24 protein-coding genes are annotated in these 24556 nt (G+C 71.0%); 18 read left to right on the plus strand and 6 right to left on the minus strand.

What is annotated here, in order from left to right:
* Window positions 1-130 precede the first annotated feature (130 nt).
* Window positions 131-802, plus strand: a complete 672-nt coding sequence (locus OG504_RS03085) for an IclR family transcriptional regulator (RefSeq protein WP_405988286.1) — start codon at window positions 131-133, stop codon at window positions 800-802.
* 204 nt (window positions 803-1006) lie between these two features.
* On the plus strand, window positions 1007-3442 hold the full coding sequence (gene pepN / locus OG504_RS03090; protein WP_405988287.1) for an aminopeptidase N: 2436 nt from the start codon (window positions 1007-1009) through the stop codon (window positions 3440-3442).
* 3 nt (window positions 3443-3445) lie between these two features.
* On the opposite strand, the gene OG504_RS03095 is transcribed toward pepN, so the two are convergent.
* Window positions 3446-4636 (minus strand): CdaR family transcriptional regulator, encoded by a 1191-nt coding sequence (locus tag OG504_RS03095; protein ID WP_405988288.1) that lies wholly within the window; start codon window positions 4634-4636, stop codon window positions 3446-3448.
* Between the two features lie 213 nt (window positions 4637-4849).
* Between OG504_RS03095 and OG504_RS03100 the strand changes: the two genes are divergently transcribed.
* Genes OG504_RS03100 through OG504_RS03115 form a run of 4 tightly spaced genes read left to right on the plus strand, consistent with a single transcriptional unit; the run spans window position 4850 to window position 8618 of the window.
* Window positions 4850-5782 carry a substrate-binding periplasmic protein gene (locus OG504_RS03100; protein ID WP_405996239.1) on the plus strand — a complete coding sequence of 311 codons (933 nt, stop codon included), beginning with the start codon at window positions 4850-4852 and terminating at the stop codon, window positions 5780-5782.
* A 9-nt stretch (window positions 5783-5791) separates the two neighbouring features.
* Window positions 5792-6547, plus strand: a complete 756-nt coding sequence (locus tag OG504_RS03105; RefSeq protein WP_405988289.1) for an amino acid ABC transporter permease — start codon at window positions 5792-5794, stop codon at window positions 6545-6547.
* Window positions 6544-7338 (plus strand): amino acid ABC transporter ATP-binding protein, encoded by a 795-nt coding sequence (locus OG504_RS03110; RefSeq protein ID WP_405988290.1) that lies wholly within the window; start codon window positions 6544-6546, stop codon window positions 7336-7338. Before OG504_RS03105 ends, OG504_RS03110 begins: the two co-directional genes overlap by 4 nt.
* A complete protein-coding gene (locus OG504_RS03115) occupies window positions 7335-8618 on the plus strand; it encodes an NAD(P)/FAD-dependent oxidoreductase (RefSeq protein WP_405988291.1) in 1284 nt (427 codons plus the stop codon). Before OG504_RS03110 ends, OG504_RS03115 begins: the two co-directional genes overlap by 4 nt.
* Here the strand turns inward: OG504_RS03115 and OG504_RS03120 are convergent.
* Entirely contained in the window at window positions 8615-10762 is a 2148-nt protein-coding gene (locus OG504_RS03120; RefSeq protein ID WP_405988292.1) for an MMPL family transporter, read from the minus strand. The genes OG504_RS03115 and OG504_RS03120 overlap by 4 nt on opposite strands.
* A gap of 195 nt (window positions 10763-10957) precedes the next feature.
* Here OG504_RS03120 and OG504_RS03125 point away from each other — a divergent pair, with 195 nt between their 5' ends.
* From OG504_RS03125 to OG504_RS03175, 11 genes are all read left to right on the plus strand, one after another.
* The gene (locus tag OG504_RS03125; protein WP_405988293.1) at window positions 10958-11449 is read left to right on the plus strand and encodes a hypothetical protein; all 492 of its coding nucleotides are present in this window, start codon (window positions 10958-10960) and stop codon (window positions 11447-11449) included.
* Window positions 11450-11593: 144 nt separating this feature from the next.
* On the plus strand, window positions 11594-11899 hold the full coding sequence (locus OG504_RS03130; protein ID WP_405988294.1) for an MSMEG_0570 family nitrogen starvation response protein: 306 nt from the start codon (window positions 11594-11596) through the stop codon (window positions 11897-11899).
* Entirely contained in the window at window positions 11896-13212 is a 1317-nt protein-coding gene (locus tag OG504_RS03135; RefSeq protein ID WP_405988295.1) for an MSMEG_0569 family flavin-dependent oxidoreductase, read from the plus strand. The genes OG504_RS03130 and OG504_RS03135 overlap by 4 nt, the downstream gene beginning before the upstream one ends.
* 58 nt (window positions 13213-13270) lie before the next feature.
* Window positions 13271-14086, plus strand: coding sequence for an amidohydrolase family protein (locus tag OG504_RS03140; protein ID WP_405988296.1), 816 nt, complete (start codon window positions 13271-13273; stop codon window positions 14084-14086).
* A 47-nt stretch (window positions 14087-14133) separates the two neighbouring features.
* On the plus strand, window positions 14134-14655 hold the full coding sequence (locus tag OG504_RS03145; RefSeq protein ID WP_033279770.1) for an MSMEG_0572/Sll0783 family nitrogen starvation response protein: 522 nt from the start codon (window positions 14134-14136) through the stop codon (window positions 14653-14655).
* 10 nt (window positions 14656-14665) lie between these two features.
* The gene (locus OG504_RS03150; RefSeq protein WP_405988297.1) at window positions 14666-15772 is read left to right on the plus strand and encodes an MSMEG_0568 family radical SAM protein; all 1107 of its coding nucleotides are present in this window, start codon (window positions 14666-14668) and stop codon (window positions 15770-15772) included.
* Window positions 15772-17208 carry an MSMEG_0567/sll0787 family protein gene (locus OG504_RS03155; protein WP_405988298.1) on the plus strand — a complete coding sequence of 479 codons (1437 nt, stop codon included), beginning with the start codon at window positions 15772-15774 and terminating at the stop codon, window positions 17206-17208. Before OG504_RS03150 ends, OG504_RS03155 begins: the two co-directional genes overlap by 1 nt.
* Window positions 17205-18059 (plus strand): carbon-nitrogen hydrolase family protein, encoded by an 855-nt coding sequence (locus tag OG504_RS03160; RefSeq protein ID WP_405988299.1) that lies wholly within the window; start codon window positions 17205-17207, stop codon window positions 18057-18059. Before OG504_RS03155 ends, OG504_RS03160 begins: the two co-directional genes overlap by 4 nt.
* Window positions 18056-18892 carry a carbon-nitrogen hydrolase family protein gene (locus OG504_RS03165; RefSeq protein ID WP_405988300.1) on the plus strand — a complete coding sequence of 279 codons (837 nt, stop codon included), beginning with the start codon at window positions 18056-18058 and terminating at the stop codon, window positions 18890-18892. The genes OG504_RS03160 and OG504_RS03165 overlap by 4 nt, the downstream gene beginning before the upstream one ends.
* Window positions 18889-19974, plus strand: a complete 1086-nt coding sequence (locus tag OG504_RS03170; protein ID WP_405988301.1) for an MSMEG_0565 family glycosyltransferase — start codon at window positions 18889-18891, stop codon at window positions 19972-19974. The genes OG504_RS03165 and OG504_RS03170 overlap by 4 nt, the downstream gene beginning before the upstream one ends.
* Window positions 19975-20053: 79 nt before the next feature.
* On the plus strand, window positions 20054-21238 hold the full coding sequence (locus tag OG504_RS03175) for an acyl-CoA dehydrogenase family protein (RefSeq protein WP_405988302.1): 1185 nt from the start codon (window positions 20054-20056) through the stop codon (window positions 21236-21238).
* Window positions 21239-21251: 13 nt separating this feature from the next.
* On the opposite strand, the gene OG504_RS03180 is transcribed toward OG504_RS03175, so the two are convergent.
* On the minus strand, window positions 21252-21773 hold the full coding sequence (locus OG504_RS03180; protein ID WP_405988303.1) for an AAA family ATPase: 522 nt from the start codon (window positions 21771-21773) through the stop codon (window positions 21252-21254).
* 56 nt (window positions 21774-21829) lie between these two features.
* Between OG504_RS03180 and OG504_RS03185 the strand changes: the two genes are divergently transcribed.
* Complete coding sequence (locus OG504_RS03185; protein ID WP_405988304.1) at window positions 21830-22756, plus strand: ADP-ribosylglycohydrolase family protein; 927 nt, start codon at window positions 21830-21832, stop codon at window positions 22754-22756.
* On the opposite strand, the gene OG504_RS03190 is transcribed toward OG504_RS03185, so the two are convergent.
* The 3 genes from OG504_RS03190 to OG504_RS03200 form a co-directional block, all read right to left on the minus strand.
* Complete coding sequence (locus tag OG504_RS03190; protein WP_405988305.1) at window positions 22740-23051, minus strand: hypothetical protein; 312 nt, start codon at window positions 23049-23051, stop codon at window positions 22740-22742. The genes OG504_RS03185 and OG504_RS03190 overlap by 17 nt on opposite strands.
* Window positions 23052-23083: 32 nt before the next feature.
* Window positions 23084-23776: a DJ-1/PfpI family protein gene (locus tag OG504_RS03195; protein WP_405988306.1), complete on the minus strand. Its 693-nt coding sequence runs from the start codon at window positions 23774-23776 to the stop codon at window positions 23084-23086.
* A gap of 138 nt (window positions 23777-23914) precedes the next feature.
* Window positions 23915-24553: a hypothetical protein gene (locus OG504_RS03200; protein WP_405988307.1), complete on the minus strand. Its 639-nt coding sequence runs from the start codon at window positions 24551-24553 to the stop codon at window positions 23915-23917.
* Between the last annotated feature and the right edge of the window lie 3 nt (window positions 24554-24556).

Raw genomic sequence — 24556 nt, forward strand, 5'->3', positions numbered from 1 at the left:
GCGGCTGCGCAACAGGCAAACGGGGGCGAGACGTGTGATCACACGGGGAGTGATGGCACCTGGGACACGGGTGCCGGTAAGGCGGCCGGAGACCTTACCGGCCGCCACGGGAAGCGTCGGCGGAAGGAGCGTGCTGGAGGGCGCCTTCGCGCTGCTGGAGGCGGTGGAGCGGGCCGTGGAGGCGGGGCCGACGAGGCTGGCGGCCGAGTGCGGGCTGCCCAAGACGACCGCGTACCGGCTGCTGGAACAGCTGGCGGACCTCGGCGCGGTCGAGCGGAACGGAGGGAGTTACCGGGTGGGACCGCGGATGTTCCGCCTGGGGCGCGCGTGGCAGCCGCATCCCCGGCTGCGCGCCGCCGCCCGGGAACCGATGCGGCGGCTGGCGCAGGTCACGGCTACGACGGTGGGCATCGCCGTGCTGTGGAAGGGCGAGACGCTGATGGTCGAGTGGTGTCCCGAGGACGCCCGCCGGCCCGATCCGCTGGAGACCCGGATGACCTGGCCGTGGTTCACCGCGGCGGGCAAGGTCCTGGTGGCCACGGCCGTACCGGCACCCCTGCTCGGTCCGCTTCCCGCGTCCTGGGCACGGGACGCCGACTCGATACGGGAGCGCGGCGCCGCGTTCGACCGGGAGGAAGTCGTAACGGGCGTGTGCTGCGCGGCAGTTCCGCTGCTCGGACTGCGCGGCACTCCCGTCGCGGCCCTGTGCGTCCTCACCGACCCGGCCCACCGCTTGGAACGGCTCGCGGAGACCGCGCGTCGCACGGGGCGGGTGATCAGCGCGGGGCTGCGGGGGCGGTGAGGGGCAGGGACAGTCGGGGGCGCTGATACGACGGGGTCGGCGGCGTGCGACACGGCGGTCGGGCGGGGACGAGCGCCGGCCGCGTCGCCGACTCCGTCTCCCTGCGCACAAAGCGATGGCCGAGGTCGACACCCCTGAAAACCCCTGCGCTCCCCGTCGATCCCCGTCGTACGCTGACGGCCGCTGTCTGACCAGGGAGGACACATGGGGATCCGAAGCCTGACCCGTACCGAAGCCGAACGCCGGGCCGAACTGATCGCGGTCGAGCGGTACGACGTGGAAGTCGACCTGACCGCACTCCCCGACGGGCCGGAGGTCCGCTCCGTCTCCACCGTGACGTTCACGTGCCGCGAGCCGGGCGCGGAGACCTTCGTGGACTGCGCGGCACAGGTGCTGAGCGCGACGCTGAACGGGGTCGGACTCGCCCCCGCCGAGGACGGGCGGATCCACCTCCACGGCCTCGCCGGGCACAACGTGCTGCGGGTGGAGAGCGTGCAGGCCGACACCACGGCCGGCGAGGGCGTGCACAAGGCGACGGACCCCGCCGACGGCGAGGTGTACGTGTGGATGAGCTTCGAACCGGACGAGGCCCGCTTCGTCTGGGCCTGCTTCGACCAGCCCGACCTCAAGGCCCCGCACGCCTTCACCGTCACGGCCCCGGCCGCATGGACCGTCACCAGCAACTCCGGTGACGCGCAGGTCGAGGAGCTGGACGGGGCCCGCAGCTGGACCTTCCCGGACACCCCGCCCCTGTCCGTGTACAACACGGTGATCAACGCGGGCCCCTTCCACGAGGTCCGCCGCGACGTCGAGGGCCACAACTTGGGCCTGTACTCCCGCCGTTCACTCGCCGAGGTCCTCGACCGCGACGCCGACGAGATCTTCACCCTCACCCGCCAGGGCCTCGCCTTCTACGCCGAGGCCTTCGCGATGCCGTTCCCGCAGCGCCGCTACGACCAGGTGTTCATGCCCGAGTTCGGCGGGGCGATGGAGAACTACGGCTGTGTGACCTGGTCGGACGTGTTCCTGCGGCGGGCCGCGCCGACCCCGGCCGAACACGGGCTGCTGGCACGGGTGTTGCTGCACGAGATGGCGCACATGTGGTTCGGCAACATCGTCACCATGCGCTGGTGGGACGACCTGTGGCTGAACGAGGCGTTCGCGGAGTTCGCCTGCCACTGGGCGGCCGAGCGCGCCACCCGGCACACGGACGCGTGGGCGGGCCATCTGATGATCGGCAAGATCAGCGCGTATTTGTCCGACCAGGGCCCCGCCTCGCACCCGATCCACCAGCCCATCCACGACGTAGCCCAGGCCGCGTCGATCTTCGACAACATCACGTACCCCAAGGGCGCGTCCGTCCTCCAGCAGCTCAAGACGTACGTCGGCGAGGACCACTTCAGGACCGGCATGGCCGCCTACTTCGCCCGTCACGCCTGGGGCAACACCACGCTCCAGGACCTGATCGACTCCCTGTCCGAGGCCAGTGGCCGCGACCTGGACGCCTGGCGCACGGCCTGGCTGGAGACGGCGGGCACCGACCGCTTCACCCTGGAGCGCGACGGCGACACGGTCACGCTGGTGTCCGCCGCCGACCCGCGTCCGCAGGTCCTGGCGGTGGGCGCCTACGCGAGGAACGGCGACGCGCTCGAACGCCGGGCGCTGGTCAGGGTCGAGGTGACGGAGCCCCGCACCACGATCACCGACCTCCCGCCCACCGCCGACGTCCTGTTGATCAACGACGACGACCTGACCTTCGCGACGACCCGCCCGGACCCCACGACCAGGGACGCCCTCTTCCGTACGGCGGCACAGTTGCCGACGGCCATCTCCCGGGGCGTGGCCTCGGCCACCGTGTGGGACATGCTGACGACCGGCGAGGCCACGGCGGCGGAGGCCGGGCGGTGCCTCACCTCGGTGCTGGCGGCCGAGACGTCCGACGCGGTGATCGAGCCGTATCTGACCCTCGCCGCGAACGTGGCGGAGCTCTGGGCGCCGCCCGCCGAGCGCGTCGCGTTGTCGGCGGCGGTGGCGGCGGCCTGTCGCTACCTCGCCGGGGACCCCGGCCGCCGTCAGGTCGCGCTGCGCGGCCTGGCCCGTACCGCGACGACCGCGGACGATCTCGCCTGGCTGCGCGACCAGGCCGGTGCCGACGTGGACCTGCACTGGCGTGCGCTGATCCGCGAGGCGGAACTGGGCGGCGACGTCACGGCGGAGTCCGACCGTCTGCTCACCCGCGACCCGGACCCCGACGCCTGGCTCCGCGCCCTCACCGTGCGGGCCGCCCTGCCCGACGCGGCGACGAAGGCGGAGGTCTGGCAGCGGCTGGTCGTGGACCGTACGGTCCCCATCAACTCGGTCGGCCTGGTAGCGGCGGCCTTCTGGCGCCCCGGCCAGGACGAGCTGCTGGCGCCCTACGCCGAGCGCTACCTGGAGGCGGTCCCGAAGCTCCACCAGGGCGGCATGATCCTGGCGATGAGCTACACGCACCGCCTCTTCCCGCTGCACGGCATCGACCCGACGTACATCGAGCGGGCCCGTGAGGCTTCCCGTGAGGCGGTTCCGGTGGTCCGCCTCACGCTCCTGGAACGCTCGGACGAGGTGAGCCGGATGCTCCGCACCCGGGGCACGTCGGCCTGACGCTCAGCGGACCGTTCCACCGCCCAACCGGTCGGCCAGGCACGCGAGATAGAGGGCCATGGCCGTCCGGTACTCCCGCAGGGGACGGCCGGTGATCTGCTCGATCTTGTTCATCCGGTAGACGACGGTGTTCCGGTGAATGTGCAGGGCCTCGGCGGTACGGACGAGGTTGAACCCGCTCTCGCACCAGGCGGTCACCGTGTCGCGGAGGGCCGGCCAGTCCGGCTGGGCGCGCAGTTCGGTGGCGGTGAGATCCAGCAGGCGGTTGCGGGCCGCCTGGCTCACCGCCGTCACCACCTGGTGGACCCGCAGGCCGGTGATCAGGTGGACGGGTGCGGCCTCGGCGAAGCGCGCACCGAGCCGCAGCGCGTCGCACGCGTCCTGGTAGGAGTCGTGCAACCCGCCGACAGAGGTGGCCGGTTCACCGATCCCGGCGCGGGCGACGAGCCCGTCCTGGGCGGCGATGAGATCGGTGACCCGTCGGCAGTCGGCGACGAGGGAGGGCGTGGAGCATCCGACGGGGAGCCGGTGCAGGACGCCGATCCAGCCGGGCACGGTGGAGGCGACGATGTCCTGGGGGTCGGCGAAGATCTCCCCCACGGTGCGCAGCAGTTCGGAGCGGACCAGGGCCATGTCCCGGGTCTGTGTGCCGCCCTGCCGGCGGGGCGCCGGATGGGGCACGCTCACCTCGAAGGCGACGGCGACCCGCCGTAGCCGCAGGTCGAAGCCGAGTTCGGCGGCGCGGAACACAAGGAAGTCGCCCTCGACGACCTGGGGGTTGTAGGACGCGATGTCGGTGAGGAGTTTCTCGGCGGCCCGTTCGGCGAGCAGCCGGGAGCGCAGCATCACGGACTCCCGGAGCAGGATCTCCGTCTGGCGTTTGACGAGGAGCCCGAAGCGGCGGACCTGGGCGGGTGTGCCTGTGATGCCGACCGTGCCCACAGCCTGCCCGTTGGTGATCAGCGGGAGGGTCATCCCGGGGCGTACGCCGCGCAGTTGCTGCGCCTGGGAGGCGCTGTGCGTGGCTGGTTCCTTCGTACGGACGACGTCGACGGACGCCTCGTGGAAGCTGCCGACCCGGCTGCTGTCCCCGCTGCCGATGACGATGCCCTCCGCGTCGGTGATCAGCACGTTGAAGCCGATGACGGCGGAGGTGTCCCCGGCGATCTCCTGGGCGAGTGACGGGCTGAGCACGGGGTTTCCTCCCGTCGCGGGCGAGCCGGATTGGACGCACCGTACAGGGGGCCGCATGAATCCGGCCACAACTTCGTACGAAGTGGACGATGACGTGCGGCGGCTTGATGCCTAGCGTTTGGGCCCAATCACTTCCCGCCGAGGGCACAGCGCGGTGAACGGCGGGTCCCTTCAGTGCCGATTCCTCAGTGCCGATACGGAAGGCCCGTGCCGATGATCCGTGTGCGCCCGCTTGTCGTCGCGTTGTCCGCGACGCTGATGTTGTCCACCGTCGCCGCCTGTGGTTCCGGGGGCGACGACGCCCCGAAGAACGTCTCCGCGAAGACCGCCGCCCTGGGCACGCTCACACCGGGCGTCCTGAAAGTGGCCGTCCAGCCGTACGCGCCGTACACCACCGAGCAGGGCGGGAAGATCGTCGGGCTCGACGGCGACATCCTCACCTACGTGGCCAAGAAGCTGGGCCTCGAAATCAAGCCCCAGGTAACGGACTTCGCGGGCATGCTCGCCGGGGTCCAGTCCCGCCGCGTCGACATCACCGTCGGCGGAGTCGCCTGGTCCGCCGACCGGCAGAAACAGGGGCTGTTCACCGACCCGCCGTACTACTCGCCCCCGGCGATGGCCGTCCGCAGCGGCAAGACCTACAAGACGGTCGCCGACCTCAAGGGCCTGAACCTCGGCACGGTCGACGGCTATGTCTGGGTCAAGTCGATCCAGGCCGTGCCCGGCGCCAAGCTGCACGCCTACCCGGACGCCAACGGCGTGTTCGACGACCTCGGCGCCGGCCGGATCGACGTCGGCTTCCTCGACCCGCTGATCATCATCGCGGCGCAGAAGCAGCGCCCCGACCTGAAGATCGCCACCGAGTACCTGACCCCGCCGACCGCCGCCGAGGTGAAGGCGAAGCCGGCCCTCCAGTACTTCGAGCCCTACCAGACGGGCTTCTACCTCCCCAAGAAGGCCACGAAGCTGGAGCGGGCGATCTCCGCGCAGATCGACGCCATGTACAAGAACGGCGAGTTGGCGAAGCTCGTCAAGAAGTACGGCGGCGATCCCGAGCAGTTCCTCAAGCCCGCCGCCGACGTCGCCACCGCCCGACGCGGTGTGGACCGGCCGAACGACTGGACGCCGCCGTCCATCGGGAAGTGAGGAACCGACATGTCGAGTCTCTTCCAAGTCCCCTGGTCCGACTACCGGTCCGACCTGATCGACGCGCTCTGGCGCACGGTCTCGTACACGGTGGTCAGCTTCACCGGCGCGGTCGTGCTGGGCCTGGTCGTGGCGCTGCTCAGACTCAGCAAGGCATGGCCCGCGCGTGCCGTCGCCGCCGTCTACACGGAGATCTTCAAGAACGTCCCGCTGCTGGCCATCATCTTCCTGACCTACTTCGGTCTGGCCTCGGCCGGTGTCCGGCTGGACGTGTTCACCGCCGGGTGTCTGAGTCTCGTCGTCTTCTACGCCGCCTATCTGTCCGAGATCTTCCGGTCCGCGATCAGCGGGGTGCACGAAGGGCAGACCGAGGCCGGTGAGGCCCTGGGGCTGGGCCGGGTGGGCATCTTCGTCCACATCGTGCTGCCGCAGGCGGTCCGGCAGGCGCTGGCCGGCACCAACACCATGCTGGTCGACCTGCTGAAGTCCACCTCGCTCCTGGTCACCGTGTCCGCCGCCGAGCTGATGTCGGAGGGACGGCTCATCACGTCCGCCACCTTCCGGGCGCTGGAGGTGTACCTGGTCATCTCGGCCATCTACTTCGCCCTGTGCTACCCGCTCTCCCAACTCCTTCTGCTGCTGGAGCGCAAGGTGCGCGCGGGCGTCCCGCTGTCCCCCTGGCGACGGCGCCGGGTGCGTACGGCGCGGGAGCTGCTCGCCGCCGAGCTCGGCACGGGGGCCAACCTGAAGGAGTCGGCCGTATGACCGAGCCCGTCACCACGGCGAAGACCGCCCCAACTGCCGCTACCGAGGCGATCGTTCGGATCGAGGGGCTGAGCAAGTCCTTCGACGGCCGGCTCGTGCTCGACGACGTGAGTCTTGAGGTCGACCGCGGCCGGATCGTCAGCGTCATCGGGCAGAGCGGCGGCGGTAAGACGACGCTGATGCGCTGCGTCAACCTGCTGGAGCGGCCCGACCGGGGCACGGTCGAGGTCGCCGGTGAGGTGGTGCACCGCGACGGCCGCATCGTCTGCCGCGACCTGCCCGGGCTGCGCCGCACGGTCGGCATGGTCTTCCAACGCTTCAACCTCTTCCCCCATCTCACGGCCGTGGAGAACATCGTGGTCGCCCAACGCAAGGCCGGCGTACCGGAGTCGGAGGCCCTGGAGCGGGCCGTCACTCTGCTGCGCCGGGTCGGGGTCGCCCATCGCGGCCTCGCCCTGCCCGACCGGCTCTCCGGCGGCGAGCAGCAACGCGTCGCCATCGCCCGCGCGTTGGCGCTCCGGCCCGAGGTGCTGCTCTTCGACGAACCCACCTCCTCCCTCGACCCGGAGGCCACCCGCGAGGTGCTCAGCGTGATGCGCGAACTGGCCGCGGACGGCATGACGATGCTGCTGGTCACGCATGAACTCCCCTTCGCCCGCGAGGTGTCCGACCATGTCGTCTTCGTCGACGGCGGCCGGATCGTGGAGGAGGGCCGACCGCAACAGGTCATCGACCACCCGGAACAGGCCCGCACCCGCGAGTTCCTCGCCTCCTACGGATCGACGTCATGACCGGGAACGGCGGTCCGGTCGTCGTGGTCGGCGGTGGCGTCGTGGGCCTGTGCACGGCCTACTACCTGGCCGAGGCCGGCCTGGAGGTGGAGGTCGTCGAGCGGCGCGCCCTGGGTTCCGGGGCGTCCCGGGGCAACGCGGGCTGGGTCTGCCTCAGCCATTCGACACCGGTCCCGGCCCCCGGCGTGGTGCGCTACGCGCTCCGCTCCCTGGGCCGCCCGGACTCGCCCCTGTATCTGCGACCGCTGCCCGATCCGGCCTTCGTCCGGTGGCTGTGGCGGTTCTGGCGCAGCAGCACCCCGGCCGCGTTCCGGCGCGGCTACACGGCGATCGCCGAGCTGAACCGCACCACGTTCGACCTCTTCGACGGGTTGCGCGCGGCCGGCGTCGAGACCGGTCTGACCCGGCCGGGCATGGTGCACGCGTTCCTCTCCCCCGCCGAGGCCCGCCATCACCTCGCCGTCCAGCGGCAGATGGCGCACGGCCGCTACCCGTTGCCCGACGACGTGGTCACGGGCGACGAGGCCCGCCTCCTCGACCCGGCGCTGTCCGACCGCGTCCGTGCCGCCTATCTGGTCGAGGGCGAGGGCGTGGTCGATCCGGAGGCGTTCGCCCGCGCCCTGGGCGAGGCGCTCACCGCGTCCGGCGTGAAGATCCACGAGGACACGGAGGCCACCGGGTTCCGCACCGAGGGAGACCGTGTCACCGCGCTGCGTACGGCGACCGGCGAGATCCCCTGCTCGGCCGCCGTCATCGCGGCCGGCACGCGCTCCTCGGATCTGCTCGGCTCGCTCGGGCATCCCCTGCCGCTCCAGGCGGGGAAGGGCTACAGCTTCTCCGTCGACCTGGACCCGGCGCCCCGGCACACGCTGTATTTCGGCGAGCGCAGGGCCGTCGCCTCGCCGATCGGTCTCACCACCCGCATCGGCGGCACGATGGAACTGAGCGGCAACAACAACCGTCTCGACTGGCGCCGCGTCGTCGCGGTCGCGCTCGCCAGCCGGCACTATCTGGGCCGCTGGTTCGACGACCCCGACGACTTGGTGAGCCTCATCCGCGACCCCTGGGTGGGCGGCCGGCCCTTCCTCCCCGACGGGCTCCCGGTCATCGACCGCGTCCCCGGGCACGACAACGCCTTCGCGGCGACGGGGCACGGCATGCTCGGCGTCACGCTGGGGCCCGTCACCGGACACCATCTCGCCGATTACGTGCGCACCGGTCGCCGGCCGGACGTGCTCACGCCGTTCCGCTTCGGTCGGGGGCCCTGGCAGAGGACCTAGTCCGCGGCCGGCGTCGGCGCGGGCTCGGACGGTTCCGGGTGCGGGCTGGACGGCAACACCCGCAGCGGGCGGGCCGCCCACGCGGGCAGGTACCAGTTCCAGCCGCCGAACAGGGAGACGAGGGAGGGGACGAGGAGCATCCGCACGACGGTCGCGTCGAGCAGGATGCCGATACCCAGGCCGGTCGCCAGCGTCTTGAGGTCGGTGCCCGGTCCCGAGGCCAGTGCGGCGAAGGCGAGGAAGAGGATGAGTGCGGCGCTGGTGACGAGCCGGCCGGTGCGGCCGATGCCCTCGACGACCGCGTCGTCGGTGGAGAGTCCGGCGTCGTACTCCTCCCGGATGCGGGAGAGGATGAACACCTCGTAGTCCATGGACAGTCCGAACAGGAACGCGAAGATCATGATCGGGATCCAGAACGTGACGGCCCCGGTCGCAGCGATCCCGAAGAGCGTGTTCGAGCCGTGTCCGTCCTGCCAGAACAGCACCATCAGGCCCAGTGTCGCCGCCAGCGAGATCAGGTTGAGGAGCACCGCCTTCAGCGGCAGCAGCAGGGAGCGGAAGGCACGCACCAGCAGGACGTACGTCAGCAGCGCGATGATCGTGAGCATCAGCGGGAAGTTGCCGTAGACGGCGTGCAGGAAGTCGATCTGTGCCGCGCCGACACCGGCGACACCGACGACTCCGGGCAGATGCTCGGTGGCGGTCTTGACCCGTCTGACCACGTCGACGCTCTTCGAGTTCACCGTCTCGGTGTCCGGGATCACGACGACGATGCTCTGCCCGCCCCGGTTGCCCGCCGTCCCGGTCGGCACCAGCACGCTGGTCACACCGTCGACCTTGCCCAGCGCGGCGGCGACGGGTTTCACCTGGTCGGTACTGACCAGGACCTCCATCGGGGTCAGCGCGCCGGTCGGGACGCCGCCCCGCTCCAGGGTCTGCAAAGTGCCGTACGCGGGGCCGCTCTTGGCCAGCGACTCCGAGGAGGCGAGGCCGATCTTGATGCCGAGGAAGACGCCGACCAGGACTGCGAGCGCGGCCAGCGCGGCGCCGGCCGCGATCCACCGGCGCCGTACGACGGCGGCGGTCCAGCGGCTCCAGAACCGGCTCGCCCGGTTCTCGTGCCGGATCTTGGGCCAGTCGACCTTCGGCCCGATGCCGCCCAGGATCGCAGGGGTCAGGGTGAGCGTCGTCAGCACGCTCGCGAGCGGGATGAGCGCGCCGCCGTAGCCCATGCTGCGCAGGAACGGGACCGGCAGCACGACCAGGGAGAGCAGGCCGACGGCGACCGTGACGCCGCTGAACACGATCGCGTGCCCGGCGTGCTCCATCGCGACCACGACCGCCTCGTGGTTCTCCCGGCCGCGGTCGCGCTCCTCGCGCCAGCGGGTGACGAACAGCAGCGAGTAGTCGATCGCCACGCCCAGGCCGATCAGGGCGACCAGGAACTGCACGATGAACGACACGTCGGTGGCGTAGGTGAGCGGCAGCAGCATCACGAAGGTCGCGAGGATCGACACCGCGGCCACGAGCAGCGGCAGCAGGGCCAGGAAGGAGGCGAACACGAAGGCGAGGACGGCGAGTGCGCCGACGGCGCCGAGGAGCGTCTCGCCGAGCACCCCGGGTCCGCCCCCGTCGTCGCCGCCGGAGGCCAGCGGGTCCTCGCCGGTCACCCCGATCACCGCGCCCGCCGGCTGGGCCTTCTCCGCCGCCGCGCGGATCGGGTCGGTCAGCGGTTTCTGGCTGGGCGACGGGTTGAACCGGTAGAAGACCAGCGCGTAGGCGGTGCGGTCGTCCTTCGTCCGGAAGGCCTTGTCTCCGGTGTTCGCCTCGTCGATCACCCGCACGCCCGGTACCGCCGTGGCGACGGCCGTGAACACCTTCCCTACGTCCGTCTCGTGACCGGTGATCGTCTGCCCTGCCGGGAGGGTGACCGCCACCAGATAGGGATTGGTGTCGCCGCCGCTGCCGAAGGCGTCCTCGATCTTGTGCGCGGTCACGGTGCCGGGCTGGCCCGGCAGGGAGAAGTCGATCGTCAGCCGGTCCGTGGTGCGACCGGCGAGCAGGATGCCGGCGACCAGCACCAGACCCCAGAACGCCACTACCGCCTTGCGATGCCGAAGAACGAATTCCGCCCACCGTCGCATGCCGGACCTTCCCCGGATCGTTGGTTGCGCGAGTCTAGTCCGCCGCTCCCTTCCTCCGCTATTGGGGAGATCCATCCGATTTGCGGCGATCCGGAGGCGCGGAATCCGCACCCGCCGCCCTCGGGAAGAAACGACGCCGAAGGAGGCGTTGCCCTACTGGATCACCATCGGACGTCTGAGAACGGAGCAGTCGAGGTGAGCGACGCGATAAACGCCGACACCCGCAACCGGGTCGAGGCCCCTACTCCGACGCCCGACGTGCTGGAACGGGTACGCCGACACCGGCGCCACACCCTGGAACTGCTCACCGTCTGTGCCGTGGGACTCGTCCCGTGGACGGTCCTGCTGGCGGTGACGCTGCCGTCCGGGTACGAGGTCCACCAGTGGCGCCTGACCTGGGTCGGCTTCGACGTCCTGCTCGTGGTCGCGATGGCGTCCACCGCGCTGCTCGGCTGGCGCCGGAACCGTGCCGTGATCCTAGCGGCGCTCGCCACGTCGGTGCTGCTGATCTGCGACGCGTGGTTCGACGTGTCCCTCGCCTTCGGCACATCGGAGGTCTGGTGGTCGGCGGCGTTGGCAGTGTTCGTCGAACTGCCGCTGGCCTTCTACCTGATACGCCGGGTGATGGGGATGATCTCGCTCGCCCATTGGCCGTCCGCCGAAACGTCAACGGGCGGTAACGAATAGCTGACACCGCCCCTGAGCCGCGGTGAGGTTTTCGCAACTCCCCTTTGTTCCCGATGACTTCGTTCGGAAATCCCCAGGGCTGAAGTTGGTCGCCATGGAGAGCGGCGAGGTGGCAAGACCTCGGCGCGCGGCATGGAGGATGTCATGCCCGAGATGTATTTCGATGTGCGCTGGCCCGACGGTCTGAGCCAGCGCTGTTATTCACCCTCCACGATAGTCGAGGACTATTTCACCCCGGGCGCCGAATACGAGCTCACCGAATTCGTCGAGCGCAGCCGTACTGCGCTCGGTATCGCCGGGGAGCGGGTACGGGAGAAGTTCGGCTTCCACTGCACCGGCGCCTCCGGCCAACTCGCCCTGATAGAGCGGACGGCCGCGGCCTACGGCGATGTCACCGACGCCAAGGTCACGGTCGAGTCCCTCACCGGCGCCGACGGGAGCCCGCGATGAGCCCGGCGACACGACTGGACGGCATGCACTACTCGGTGGCCGTGGTGGGCGGTGGCCAGGCGGGACTCTCCGTCAGCCACGAACTCCGCGAACGCGGCATCGACCACGTGGTCATCGAGGCCCACCGGGTCGGACACGAGTGGCGCGAGCGCCGCTGGGACTCCTTCTGCCTGGTGACCCCCAACTGGCAGTGCAGACTACCCGGTTACCCCTACCAGGGCGACGATCCCGACGGTTTCATGGTCCGCGACGACATCGTGCGGTACCTGGAGGGCTACGTCGCCCACTTCCACCCGCCGCTCGTCGAGGGCGTGACGGTCACCCGCCTGCGCCGCTCCCCGAGCGGCGTCTTCGAACTCACCACCACCGAGGGGGACTTCACCGCCGACCAGGTGGTGATAGCGACCGGCCCCTACCACACCCCCTCCCTCCTGCCGATGGCCCAGCGCCTGCCCGACTCCGTCACCCAGGTCCACTCCTCCCGCTACCGCAACGCCGCTCATCTCCCCCCGGGCGCCGTCCTGGTGGTCGGCACCGGCCAGTCCGGCTGCCAGATAGCCGAGGACCTGCATCTCGCCGGACGCCAGGTCCACCTCGCCGTCGGCAGCGCCCCGCGCGTGGCCCGCTTCTACCGGGGCCGTGACTGTGTGGCGTGGCTCGACGAGATGGGCCACTACGCGAAGAGCATCGACGACTTCGACGACGCCGGCGCGGTCCGCATGCGCGTCAACCACTACGTCACCGGACGCGACGGAGGCCGCGACATCGACCTCCGCGCCTTCGCCCGCGACGGCATGCGGTTGTACGGCCGGCTCACCGAAGTCAGCAGTACGGCCCTGGAGTTCGCCGACGACCTCAAGGTGAACCTCGACCACGCGGACGCTGTGGCGGAGGGCATCAAGGACGCCATCGACGCCCACATCACCGCCCAGGGGATCGCGGCACCGGACGAGCCCCGCTACACACCCGTGTGGGAGCCGGACGACCAGCCGCGCGAACTCGACCTGGCCCAGGCCGACATCACCTCCGTCGTCTGGTCGACCGGGTTCCGCCGCGACCACCGCTGGATAGAGGCCCCGGTCTTCGACGGCCGCGGCTACCCGATGCACTGGCGCGGCGCCACCAGCGTCCCCGGCCTGTACTTCCTCGGCCTGCCCTGGCAGCACTCGTGGGGTTCGGGACGCTTCGAAGCGGTGGGCAGGGACGCGGAGTTCCTCGCGAACCACATCGAGGCATCCCGCCGCCTGGCCGACGTCTGCGGCACCCTCACCGGCGCCCCCACAGAACTGGCCTCCGCCCTCCCGATCGGCTGAGGCGAAGAAGAAGGACGAGGAGAAGAACCGGACGAGGACGAGGAACGGGACGACACTCATGGTCTACGACGCACACCGCCACATCGGCGTCCTCCCCGCCTACCCCTTCTACGGCGGCCCGCCGGTCAACCCCGACACCACCGCCCGCGCCACCGTCAAGCAGCTCATCGCCGACCTGGACGCAGAGGGCACCGAACGCGCCCTGGTCATCCCGAACTACGGCGTCCCGGACCCCGCGATCGCCTTCTCCTTCAACGAGTTGGCGATCGAGGCCGCCCAGACCGACGACCGTATCCGGGCCGGACTGTGGGTCTCCCCGCGCCCCGAGGACGAGCAACGCACCGCGCAGGCACTGGAGTTGGCGGGCGAGCGAGGCGTGAAGGCGCTCAAGCTGAGCTTCCTGCTCGGCGGACGGCCGACCGACCCGGCCTGCCGTCCCCACCTGGACCGTATCTTCGCCGAGGCGGCCCGGCACGGGCTGGTGGTGCATGTGCACACCTCCCCCGGCGCCGCCTCCGACATCGACGAGGTCGGCCACCTGGTCGACTGGTACGCCGATCAAGTCCCCGTCCATCTCGTGCACTTCGGCGGCGGGATGAGCGGCCACATCAAGCTCGCCGGTTCCCGGTTCTTCGACTGGATCACCGCCGGCAAGCACGTCTACACCGACCTCTCCTGGGCCATCGGCTTCACTCCCCGCTGGCTGGCCCAGGAGATCGAGCGCCGCGGTATCGGCCACGACCGGGTGCTCTTCGCCAGCGACCAGCCGTGGGGCGACTTCACGGGCGAGTACGCCCGCCTCGCCGAAGCGACCGGCGGCGGCGAACTCGGCGACCTGGTCTTCCGGGACACGTTCGCCGCGCTCTACGACTGACCGACTCCCCTCTCCATCTCAAGTCCGGTACGCACAAGGAGACAGCCATGTCCGAAACCGTCGAACTCAGCGAGATCGAGCAGCAGTCCCTCAACGAGATCCCCCACCCGTCCCTCCCCGACGGCACCAGCATCTACGGCGCCACAAAGGTGTTCCCCGACTACAAGGCCGAGGACGGCGAGACCTACTTCACGCTCGTCCACGGCATCGCCCACGAGTCGTCGGTCTCCTTCGTCGCCGTCCTCCAGGCGACCCGCGCCCTGCGCAAGGGCTTCGAGACGGCCATCTACTTCTACGGCCCCGGCTCCCTCAACTGCCTTGCCACGCGCGGCTTCCCGACCACCGGCAACTCGGCGTTCCCCGGCGAGCACAACATCAACAACCAGCTCAAGACATTCATCGCCGAGGGCGGCAAGGTGTTCTGCTGCCGCTTCGGCCTGTCCCTGCACGGCGCCCGCGAGGAGGACCTCATCGAGGGCGTCATCCCGACCCACCCGCTGGACGTCCAGGACGCGCTGATCCACTACGCGCGCAAGGGCGCCATCATCAACTCCACCTACCAGCTGTAAGGGGTCCGCTGTGAGCGTTGGCACCGAATCGACGAGTACGGCGGTGGATGTGCGCATCCTGACCCGAGCCGAACTCGCCCTGCACGGCGTCGCGTTGGACGCCCCCGTACGGCGGCCCGACGGCGCGGGTCCGAGCGGCGACGGCCACGTCCTCGTCGACGGTGCCAACGCCGCACTGCCCACCAACCCCGCCAGCCCCTACCGCGTACGCGACGGCAAGGTGTGGCTCGGCGACGAGGACGGACAACTCACGGACACCGGGCTCGCGTTGACCGCCGTGAACCGCCCGAGGTTCTACGACCTGACCACCGCCGACGGCACCCCCTACGAGCACATCGCCCGCCTCCACGGCGCCGACGTCCTCGCCACCACCGTCGTCCAGACCTGCATCCGCTACGCCGAGTCCGACCGCTGCCGCTTCTGCACCATCGAGGAGTCCCTGCGCTCGGGCGCGACGGTCGCCGCCAAGACACCGGCGCAGCTCGCCGAGGTCGCCGAAGCGGCCGTGCGGTTGGACGGCGTCAAGCAGATGGTCATGACCACGGGCACGACGACCGGCCCCGACCGGGGCGCGCGCAATCTCGCCCGCTCCGTGCGCGCCGTCCTCGAAACAGTCCCCGGCCTGCCCATCCAGGTGCAGTGCGAACCACCCGGCGACCTCGCCTGGATCCGCGCACTGCACGACGCCGGGGCCACCACGATCGGCATCCATGTCGAATCCCTCGACGAGGAGGTGCGGCGGCGCTGGATGCCGGGCAAGTCGATGGTACCGATGGCCGAATACGAGGCCGCGTGGACCGAGGCGGTGCGGGTCTTCGGGCCGAACCGCGTCTCCACCTACCTGCTCGTCGGCCTCGGCGAGAACCCGGACGAACTCATCGCGGGTGCGGCCGAGTTGATCGACCGCGGCGTGTACCCGTTCGTCGTCCCGTTCCGCCCGATGGCCGGCACGCTCGCCGCCCGCGACGGCATCCCGGCACCGAGCGCCGAACTCCTGACGTACGTCACGGAGAGCGTCGCGGCCAGGCTGCGCGCGGCGGGGATGAGCGGCGCCGACCAGAAGGCCGGTTGCGCGGCCTGCGGTGCGTGCAGTGTCCTGCAGTCGGCGGGCGGGTGATGACCTTGTACCTGGACGGCTCCGCGGCACCCCTCGCGATGGACGGGCCGGTCGACATCCTGGCACTGCTCGGCGACCGGAGCACACTCGACCGCCGTCCCGCCTTCCACATCGAACAGGCCGCCGACAAGGCCGAGTTGGCCGCCTACCGACGGCTGCGCACGGAAACCTTCGTCCACGAACAGGGTCTCTTCACCGGCGACGACCTCGACGACCGTGACGCCGACGCCCGTACCGTCGTCCTGGTCGTCCGGGCCCCGGACGGCACGGTCGTCGGCGGGGTGCGGCTGGGCCCGGTCGACGACGGTCCCGACCTCGGCTGGTGGCAGGGCGGTCGACTCGTCGTCGCCCCGCAGGCGCGCGGCCCGCACGGAATCGGCGCGGCACTGGTCCGGGCGGCCTGCGCACGGGCCGAGGCGGAGGGCGTCCTGCGGTTCGACGCGACCGTACAGGCCCGCAACGAGGTGCTCTTCCGCCGTCTCGGCTGGCAGTCGGTGCGGACCACCGAAGTCGTCGGTACGCCACACGTCCTGATGCGCTGGCCCATCACGCGGATCGCGGCCCAAGTCGCGGCCACGAAAGCCGCGTTGGGTCCACTGCTCGCCGAACTCCCCGCACCGCCCGGCTTCGTCGGTGACGACGGCGCACCCGTCCCCGGCACCGACGTGATCGCCGCGTGCGACGCGATCGTGCCGTCGATGGTCGAACGGGACCCGGAGTGGGCGGGCTGGTGCGCGGTCCTGGTGAACGTCAACGACCTTGCGGCGATGGGTGCTTCACCGGTCGGACTGCTGGACGCGGTGGGCGCACGCGATGCCGCGCACGCCGCTCTGATACTCGCCGGTCTGACCCGGGCGGCGCGGGCCTACGGCGTTCCGGTGCTCGGCGGTCACACCCAACTCGGCGTCCCCGCCGCCCTGTCGGTGACCGCGCTCGGTCGCACCGACCGGTCCGTGCCCGGCGGCGGTGGACGCCCGGGACACGCCGTACGGCTCACGGCCGACCTCGTCGGCGGCTGGCGCGCGGGCTACCGGGGCCGCCAGTGGGACTCGACCACCCATCGCCGTACGGACGAACTGCGCACGATGACAAGGGCGGTGGCCGCCGTGCGACCGGCCGCCACGAAGGACGTGTCCATGGCCGGGATCGCCGGCACACTCGGGATGCTCGCCGAGGCGAGCGGTTGCGGGGCGGTGCTCGACGTGGCCGAAGTGCCACGTCCCACGAACGCTTCGATGGGCGACTGGCTGACCTGCTTCCCCGGCTACGCGATGCTGACCGCCGACAGACTCGACGCGCCACCGCTGCCCGCCGGGCCCGCAACAGGCGCGGTGTGCGGGGAGTTGACCGCCGGGCAAGGCGTCGGGCTGCGCTGGCCCGACGGAGAGATCACCGAGGCGGTCGCCTCCGCGGTGACCGGAATGGGGACGGCATGAGCACGCTGCGGATGGCGGCCGTGGCCGCCGAGTTCGGCCGCGACCTGGAAGAGGACTTCGCGATCGCCGAACGGCTGATCAAGGAGGCCGGCGAGCAGGGTGTACGGCTTCTCGCCCTGCCGGAGGCGTGCCTGGGCGGCTACCTGCTCAGCCTGGACGACCACAGTGAACTGGACGAGGGGCCGCCCGCTCTCGCCCTCGACGGCCCGGAGATCCGCCGACTGGCCGCCCTGGCCGGGGAGTTGACGGTCGTAGCGGGATATTGCGAAGCCGCAGGGGACGGTCGGCAGTACAACAGCGTCGTCTGCGTCACCGGCGACGGCGTCCTCGGCAACCACCGCAAGGTCCACCAACCACTCAGCGAGGACGCGAGTTACGCCTCCGGGGACCGCTTCCACGCCTTCGACACACCGGTCGGTCGGCTCGGGATGATGATCTGCTACGACAAGGCGTTCCCGGAGTCGGCGCGGGCCCTGGCGCTGGACGGCGCCCAGATCGGGGTGTGCGTGTCGGCCTGGCCGGGCGCTCGCACGAATGCGAGCGCCGATCTCGAACAGGACCGCTGGAAGCGGCGTTTCGACCTGTTCGACCGGGCCCGCGCGCTGGAGAACCAGATCGTGTGGCTGTCCGCGAACCAGGCGGGCACGTTCGGGTCGCTACGCTTCGTCGGCAGTGCCAAGGTCGTCGACCCGGGTGGCGAGATCCTCGCCGACACGGGCGTGACGGCCGGCATCGCCGTCGCCGAACTCGACGTCGTACAGGCCCTGGAGACCGCCCGCCGGTCGATGGGACACCTGCGCGACCGGCGGCCCGAGACCTACGGACCAGCCCCGGGAGCAGTCACCGTATGAGCACCATCCGGATCGCGGCCGCGGCCGCCCACTTCGGCCGCGACCTGGAGTTCGACCTGGCCCGCGTCGCGAAACTCATCGACGACGCCCGTGGCAACGGCGCCGGACTGCTGGTACTGCCGGACGCCACCCTCGGCGGCTACCTCGCCGACCTGCGCCACCCCGACCCCCAGACCCTGCCCCCGGCCCTCAAGCCGGACGACCCGCTGATCCTCCAAGTCGCCCGGCTGGCGGCCGAGATGGTGGTGTGCGTCGGCTACTGCGAGGACGGCGGGAACGAGCGGTACAACGCCGCCGTGTGCGTCAGCGGCGACGGAGTCCTCGGCCGACACCGCAAGGTCCACCTCCCGGCCGGCGAGGTCACCGCGTACACGGCAGGGGACCGCTTCGACGCCTTCGACACCCCGGTCGGCCGCCTCGGCATGCTGATCGACTACGACAAGACCTTCCCCGAGTCGGCCCGTTCCCTGGCCCTGGACGGCGCCGAGATCCTCGCCTGCCTCTCCGCCTGGCCCACCAGCATCACCAACCGCGCCCCGCGCATGGCCCAGGACCGCCAGGCCCGCCTCTTCGACCTCTACGACCAGTCCCGCGCCGCCGAGAACCAGGTCGTCCTCGCCTCCTCCAACCAGACCGGTGCGATGGGCGGCATGCGCTTCCTCGGGCAGGCCAAGGTGGTCGGTCCGGGCGGTGACATCCTCGCCCGCACCTGGTCCAAGGCCGGTCTCGCGGTCGCCGAGATCGACGTCGCCGCCGAGACCGACCGGGCCCGCCGCGTCCTGCGCCACCTCGACGAGCGCCGCCCCGACGCCTACCGGGAGTCCCGTACGTGAAGATCGCCCTGCTCAGCTACTCCACCAAGCCGCGCGGCGGGGTCGTCCACACCCTCGCCCTCGCGGAGGCCCTCGCGGCACTGGGCGAGGACGTCACGGTGTGGACCCTGGGCCGGGGCGGCGACTCGGGCTTCTTCCGCCCGGTGCACCCGGCGGTCCGCGTCCAGATCATCCCGTTCCCCGACGGCCCGCCGGGGGAAACCGTCGGCGAACGCATCCTCCGCTCCATCACCACCCTCCGCACCGCCTTCGACCCCACGCCCTACGACGTCGTCCACGCCCAGGACTGCATCAGCGCCAACGCGGCCGTCCGCTGCGTCCGCACGGTCCACCACCTCGACCACTTCACCACCCCCGAACTGGCCGCCTGCCACGAGCGCGCGATCGTCGAGCCGTACGCACACGTCTGCGTGTCGGAGGCGGTCGCCGGTGAGCTGGCGGTCGGCTGGGGCATCGAGGCGCAAGTCATTCCCAACGGCGTTGCCTACGAGCGCTTCGCCGCCACCGACCCGGCCGCACAAGCGAGTTGGCGCTCCCGCCTCGGCCCGTACGTCCTCACCGTCGGCGGCATCGAACCCCGCAAGGGCTCACTGGACCTCCTGGAGGCCTACGCTCTCCTGCGCGCCGCCCGTCCCGACGTCCGCCTGGTCATCGCGGGCGGCGAGACGCTCTTCGACTACCGCGACTACCGGGCGAGTTGGGAGGCGCGGGCCGCCGAACTCGCCGTAGAGCCGGTGGTGTTGGGGCAGGTGGACGAGAGCGAGCTGCCGTCGCTGGTCGCGGCGGCGGACGCGTTCGCGTTCCCGTCTCTCAAGGAGGGCTTCGGTCTCGCGGCCATGGAGGCGCTGGCGGCGGGAGTTCCACTGGTCGTGCGGGATCTGCCCGTGCTGCGTGAGGTGTTCGGCGCGGCCGCTCAATTCGCCGCCACACCACAGGACTTGGCCATCGAACTCGGCCACGCCCTCGCGACCGAGGACCCTGCCCGGCGCTCCGCCGGACGTGCCCTCGCCGCCCGCCACACCTGGGACGCGGCGGCCCGCAGTCACCTGGACTTCTACCGATCCCTGAGCCCAACTCCGTGAACAGCCCCCGACAACACGGGCGTTGACACCTCACCCGATCCGCGTCACGGTGAGGGCCCGTCGCGCCCGGAGGTCGTCCATGGCTCCGTTATCAACGCCCCCGTCAGATGCCTGCCTCGTCGAGCGCGTACAGGCGATACAACCCCTCCTCCGCGAGCACGCGTTGCGCACCGAGCAGGAGAGAAGGGTGACGGGGGAAGTGGTGGCGGCGCTGACGGACGCCGGGGTCTACCGGATGAACGTCCCACGGCGGTACGGGGGTTACCAGAGTCGGCTGAGTACGCAGGTCGAGGTGTTGAGCAAGATCGCGGCCGGGTGCGGTTCGACCGGGTTCATGGCGCTGATCCAGGCAGGTTGTTCGTACATCGCCGCGCTCTTCTCCGACGAGGCCCAGGACGAGATCTTCACCAGCCCGGACGTGCGGGTGGGCGGCACGCTCATCCCGGATGCCGTCGCGGTCGCGACGGACGGCGGCTACGTCGTCAACGGCACGTCGGCCTTCGCCACCGGCTGTCAGTACGCCGACTGGCATCTGCTGACGGCCCGGGTCGAGTCCGCCGGCGGTCCGCCCGAGCTGCTGTGGACCGCCGTACCGATGTCCGATCTGGAGATCCTCGACGACTGGTACGTCTCGGGGTTGGCGGGGAGCGGCAGCAACAGCGTCGTCGCGCGGAACGTGTTCGTGCCGGCTCACCGCGTGCTACCCGTAGGGCCTTTGCTGCGCGGCGACTTGGCCTCCAAGGCCAACGCCGACGACCCCTTCTACCGGATGCCTGTGCTGCTGCTGTTCTGTGCCTGGACGGCGCCGAACGCGCTGGGTCTGGCCCGGGCGGCCCTCGCCGAGTTCACCGAGCGGATCCACCATCGGGGCATCACTTACACCTTCCACGAGCGGCAGTACGAGGCGGGCGTCACGCATCTGCAGATCGCTGAGGCGGCGATGAAGATCTCCTGTGCCGAGTTGCTCGCCCGCGAGTTCGTGGCCCGGATCGAGGCCGGGGCCGAGAACGGCGAGCCGTACACCCAGGCGGACCGGGCCAGGATCCGGGCGCAGAACGGCTATGCGGCGCGGCTGTGCAAGGAGGCCGTAGACCTCATCGCCTCCGCGTCCGGGGCGTCCTCCCTTCACCGAGAGGTTCCCGTCCAGCGTGCGGTACGTGACCTGCACGCGCTCAACCTGCATTCCTTCGTCAACCCCACGACCAACCTGGAGTTGTACGGCCGGGTGCTGTCCGGGCTCGACGCGGGCACGCCGTTCCTCTGAGCGGCCGAGGGGTTCAGCCCAAGGACGCCAACCAGGCCTCGGTGTCGGCGGGTTGGGCGAACCGGTGTGTGGTGAGCGGTGCGAAGCGTTGGTCGCGAGTACGACTCTCGATCTCGCGGCACCGGCCCGCATGCTGGGACCAGGCCCACCAGGCCGGGTGTTCCCGGCTCAACCAGCCCGCCCAAGTCTCCCTGTTGCCGCCGAAGATGCTCTCGCGGGTGACCGTGCGCCGTAGCGACCGGCGCACGACGCGCGGCATGATCACGCGCCGCGGGTAGTCCAGCCAGAGCACCGTGTCGGCCTTCTCCCAGAGCAGATCGCGGACTTCGGGCGAGCCGATCGAGTCGATGATCCAGCGGGGTGCGGAGGTAAGGCGCAGGACGTCGTCGGTCAGGCCTTCGTTGACCGTCCAGTTGGGTCCCGTGAAGTAGAGGGCGTCCATCTCGTGGTACGGCACGCCGAGCCGCTCGCCCACGGCCCGCGCGAGCGTCGACTTGCCCGCGCCTGTCACCCCGACCACCAAGATCCGTTCCATCCCGGCACCTTAACTACGATGTGCGGTGCCCGCCGATCATTGACAGGAGCCCCGCCATGAGCAGTCCGCACCACGCCCACGCCTCCCTCGACGGGCTGGTGATGGGGGACGCCTTCGGTGACGGCTGGTTCACGCGGTCCGACGAGGACGCCGAGGAGTTGTGGGCCGCGCGGGAACTGCGCCCCGTGCCGTGGTTGTGGACGGACGACTCGGCCATGGCGTTCGTGCTGTTCGCCCATCTGGTGGCCCATGGTGAGGTCCAACCGGACCTGATGGCACGGGAGTTCGCCGCCGAGTACGAGCGGGACCCAAGGCGGGGGTACGGCCCGTCCATGCACAGCATCCTGCGCCGCATCGGCGACGGCGAGGACTGGCAGGCGGTCACCACCGGCCAGTTCGGCGGACAAGGGTCCTACGGTAATGGTGCCGCGATGCGGGTCGCGCCGCTCGGGGCCTGGTTCCAGGACGACCTGAAGGTTGCCGCCGAGCAGGCCCGGCTGTCCGCGCTCACCACCCACGCTCACCCGGAAGCCGTCGCGGGGGCCATCGCCGTGGCGGTCGCCGCCGCGCTGGCGGCCGCCGGTGCGGGTCAACAGGCCGCGCCCCGCGCCGAGTTCCTGCGCGAGGTCGCCTCGCACGTGCCGGACGGCGACGTCCGCTCCGGCCTGTTGGTCGCCGCGAACTTCTCCGAGAGGACGTCGGTACGGCACGCGGCGTCCGTCCTGGGCTCGGGGACTCTGATCTCGGCGCCGGACACCGTGCCGTTCGCCCTGTGGTCCGCCGCGGGCCGACTGGGCGACCTGCCCGAGGCGTTGTGGCAGACCGTCGCCGGGTGGGGCGACCGGGACACGACCTGCGCGATCGTGGGCGGTGTGGTCGCGGCCCGCACGGGGACGGGCGGCATCCCGGCCGCCTGGCGGGAGGCGTGCGAGGCGATCCCGGCCTGGAGCGGCTGGGCCGAGCGGGTCAGTCCGTCCCGGTGACCCGGCGTCGGCCGGTGACCTTGGAGGCAGGGAGACGGCCGGCTTTCGAGGTACCGGTGAGGGCGTCACCGTCGACGGTGACCGCGAAGGTCAGGTTCAGGCGCAACGGCTTGGTGACCGCCTGCTTCCAGGTGATCCGATCGCCGTCGACGACGATGTCCCGGAGGGGCACCTCCTCGCCCGCGCCGTGCGCGACTCCGGTGAACTCGTCGCCGTCCCGACTCAGTTCGACGACGGGCTTGATGCGGCCGACGGGTGTGGCGATGGTCAGGTCCCAGACGCCTTCGATGGGCATGAGTGGTTCTTTCTTGTGGTGGGCGGCGGCAATTACAGGGCGGCAGGCGTCGGACCCTGGGCCCGCCAGGTGGTGCCCCGGCGTTCGTGCGCGAAGAGTCCCTCCACGGCGTGGGCGATCCGCGGACCGATCTCGCGCTCCAGGAGGTACAGGCCCAGGTCGAGGCCGGAGGTGACACCTGCGCCGGTGACGAGGTCGCCGTCGTCGACGACGCGGGCGTGGACGGCGTGGACGCCGGTGGCTTCGAGCATGTCCAGGCCCAGGTGATGGGTGGTGGCGTTGCGGCCCTCGATGAGTCCGGCCATGGCCAGCACCAGCGAGCCACCGCACACCGCGGCCATGGTGATCCGCGGGTTGTCCATGGCGGCCTTCAGCAGACCGGGCAGTTCGGTGGTCAGGGTGCGGCCGAGCAGCACGGGGATGAACTCGTCCTGCCGCCACACCGGTTCACCGCCGGCGTCGATGTCGGGCACCTCGCCCGGCTCCCCCACCCGCCCGGACGCTCCCGGCAAGAGGACGAGGCCGGAGCGAGCCGGGTCGAGGGTTCCGGTGGCCCGCAACACCAGGCCACCGGTACCGCTCACAACCTCCCGAGGCCCTTCGGCCGAGACGAGTTCCACGGTGACCGCGCCATTGGACGCGGCACCACCGGCGTACAGGACCTCGTAGGGAGCGACGACATCGAGCGGGTCGAAGCCGTCGAACAGGACAATCTGGACGTGCATGTGGCGTCTTCCGTGGGAGGGGATGCCGGCGTTCGCCGGCCTCTCCTCCGACCGTAGAAGGGGGTACGGAAGGCGGCCAGAGGGCGCAGTGACAGGGTCCGACGGGATCTCGCCACGCGTCGAAAGGCGAGGCGCCCGTCAGCCTCCCGAACCGACGCCAGCGTCGTCGCCTCCGTCGTGGGCAGGCTCGCTACGCAGCTCGACTGCCGTGATCGCAAAGGCCAGTGGCCCCGGTAGCAGCAGGGCGAGCAGCGGCAGCATCCACACGAACGCGACGCACAGTCCGGCCGCCGTCACGATCAGCGCGCAGCCCATCGGATCCGCCGCGGAGCGGGTCGCGGCCCGGTTCAGGGCCGGGCGCCAGCCGCGTGCCACCTCCGGATCGGCGGCGGCGCGCAGGGCGACCACGAGTCCCGCCACCGCGACGGCGATCAGCGCCCACGACATCGGACGGGCCCCGGGGAGACCCGCCCCCGCGAGTGCGAGGTCGAGGACGACCAAGGTCACCGCCGCGAACACCGCCACGCCCGCCAACAGCACACGGCGCAGTCCAGGAGCCCGGAACTCACCGACGTACTCCCCCATGGTCACCGGCCGGTCCTCGCGGATCGACCGGCGCAGGACGGCGCAGGACGCGGCGAACGCCGTAGGAGCGGTGATCAGTGGGACGGAGGCGACCGTGGCGGCCAGGCCGACGGCGAGCATGTCGGCGAAGAGGGTGAAGCGGGGGCCGAACAGCTCGCCCGGTTCACGGCGTTGGGGTGCGAGGGAACTCATCGG

Source organism: Streptomyces sp. NBC_00986 (genome assembly GCF_045162565.1).
Classification (GTDB): domain Bacteria; phylum Actinomycetota; class Actinomycetes; order Streptomycetales; family Streptomycetaceae; genus Streptomyces.

What these genes read in the sequence shown, in the direction of transcription:
- pepN (WP_405988287.1), top strand. Translation starts at nt 1,007, where the DNA reads ATGGGGATCCGAAGCCTGACCCGTACCGAAGCCGAACGCCGGGCCGAA.
- OG504_RS03100 (WP_405996239.1), top strand. Translation starts at nt 4,850, where the DNA reads ATGATCCGTGTGCGCCCGCTTGTCGTCGCGTTGTCCGCGACGCTGATG.
- OG504_RS03105 (WP_405988289.1), top strand. Translation starts at nt 5,792, where the DNA reads ATGTCGAGTCTCTTCCAAGTCCCCTGGTCCGACTACCGGTCCGACCTG.
- OG504_RS03110 (WP_405988290.1), top strand. Translation starts at nt 6,544, where the DNA reads ATGACCGAGCCCGTCACCACGGCGAAGACCGCCCCAACTGCCGCTACC.
- OG504_RS03115 (WP_405988291.1), top strand. Translation starts at nt 7,335, where the DNA reads ATGACCGGGAACGGCGGTCCGGTCGTCGTGGTCGGCGGTGGCGTCGTG.
- OG504_RS03120 (WP_405988292.1), bottom strand. Translation starts at nt 10,762, where the DNA reads ATGCGACGGTGGGCGGAATTCGTTCTTCGGCATCGCAAGGCGGTAGTG.
- OG504_RS03130 (WP_405988294.1), top strand. Translation starts at nt 11,594, where the DNA reads ATGCCCGAGATGTATTTCGATGTGCGCTGGCCCGACGGTCTGAGCCAG.
- OG504_RS03135 (WP_405988295.1), top strand. Translation starts at nt 11,896, where the DNA reads ATGAGCCCGGCGACACGACTGGACGGCATGCACTACTCGGTGGCCGTG.
- OG504_RS03140 (WP_405988296.1), top strand. Translation starts at nt 13,271, where the DNA reads ATGGTCTACGACGCACACCGCCACATCGGCGTCCTCCCCGCCTACCCC.
- OG504_RS03145 (WP_033279770.1), top strand. Translation starts at nt 14,134, where the DNA reads ATGTCCGAAACCGTCGAACTCAGCGAGATCGAGCAGCAGTCCCTCAAC.
- OG504_RS03155 (WP_405988298.1), top strand. Translation starts at nt 15,772, where the DNA reads ATGACCTTGTACCTGGACGGCTCCGCGGCACCCCTCGCGATGGACGGG.
- OG504_RS03160 (WP_405988299.1), top strand. Translation starts at nt 17,205, where the DNA reads ATGAGCACGCTGCGGATGGCGGCCGTGGCCGCCGAGTTCGGCCGCGAC.
- OG504_RS03165 (WP_405988300.1), top strand. Translation starts at nt 18,056, where the DNA reads ATGAGCACCATCCGGATCGCGGCCGCGGCCGCCCACTTCGGCCGCGAC.
- OG504_RS03175 (WP_405988302.1), top strand. Translation starts at nt 20,054, where the DNA reads ATGGCTCCGTTATCAACGCCCCCGTCAGATGCCTGCCTCGTCGAGCGC.
- OG504_RS03180 (WP_405988303.1), bottom strand. Translation starts at nt 21,773, where the DNA reads ATGGAACGGATCTTGGTGGTCGGGGTGACAGGCGCGGGCAAGTCGACG.
- OG504_RS03185 (WP_405988304.1), top strand. Translation starts at nt 21,830, where the DNA reads ATGAGCAGTCCGCACCACGCCCACGCCTCCCTCGACGGGCTGGTGATG.
- OG504_RS03190 (WP_405988305.1), bottom strand. Translation starts at nt 23,051, where the DNA reads ATGCCCATCGAAGGCGTCTGGGACCTGACCATCGCCACACCCGTCGGC.
- OG504_RS03195 (WP_405988306.1), bottom strand. Translation starts at nt 23,776, where the DNA reads ATGCACGTCCAGATTGTCCTGTTCGACGGCTTCGACCCGCTCGATGTC.
- OG504_RS03200 (WP_405988307.1), bottom strand. Translation starts at nt 24,553, where the DNA reads ATGAGTTCCCTCGCACCCCAACGCCGTGAACCGGGCGAGCTGTTCGGC.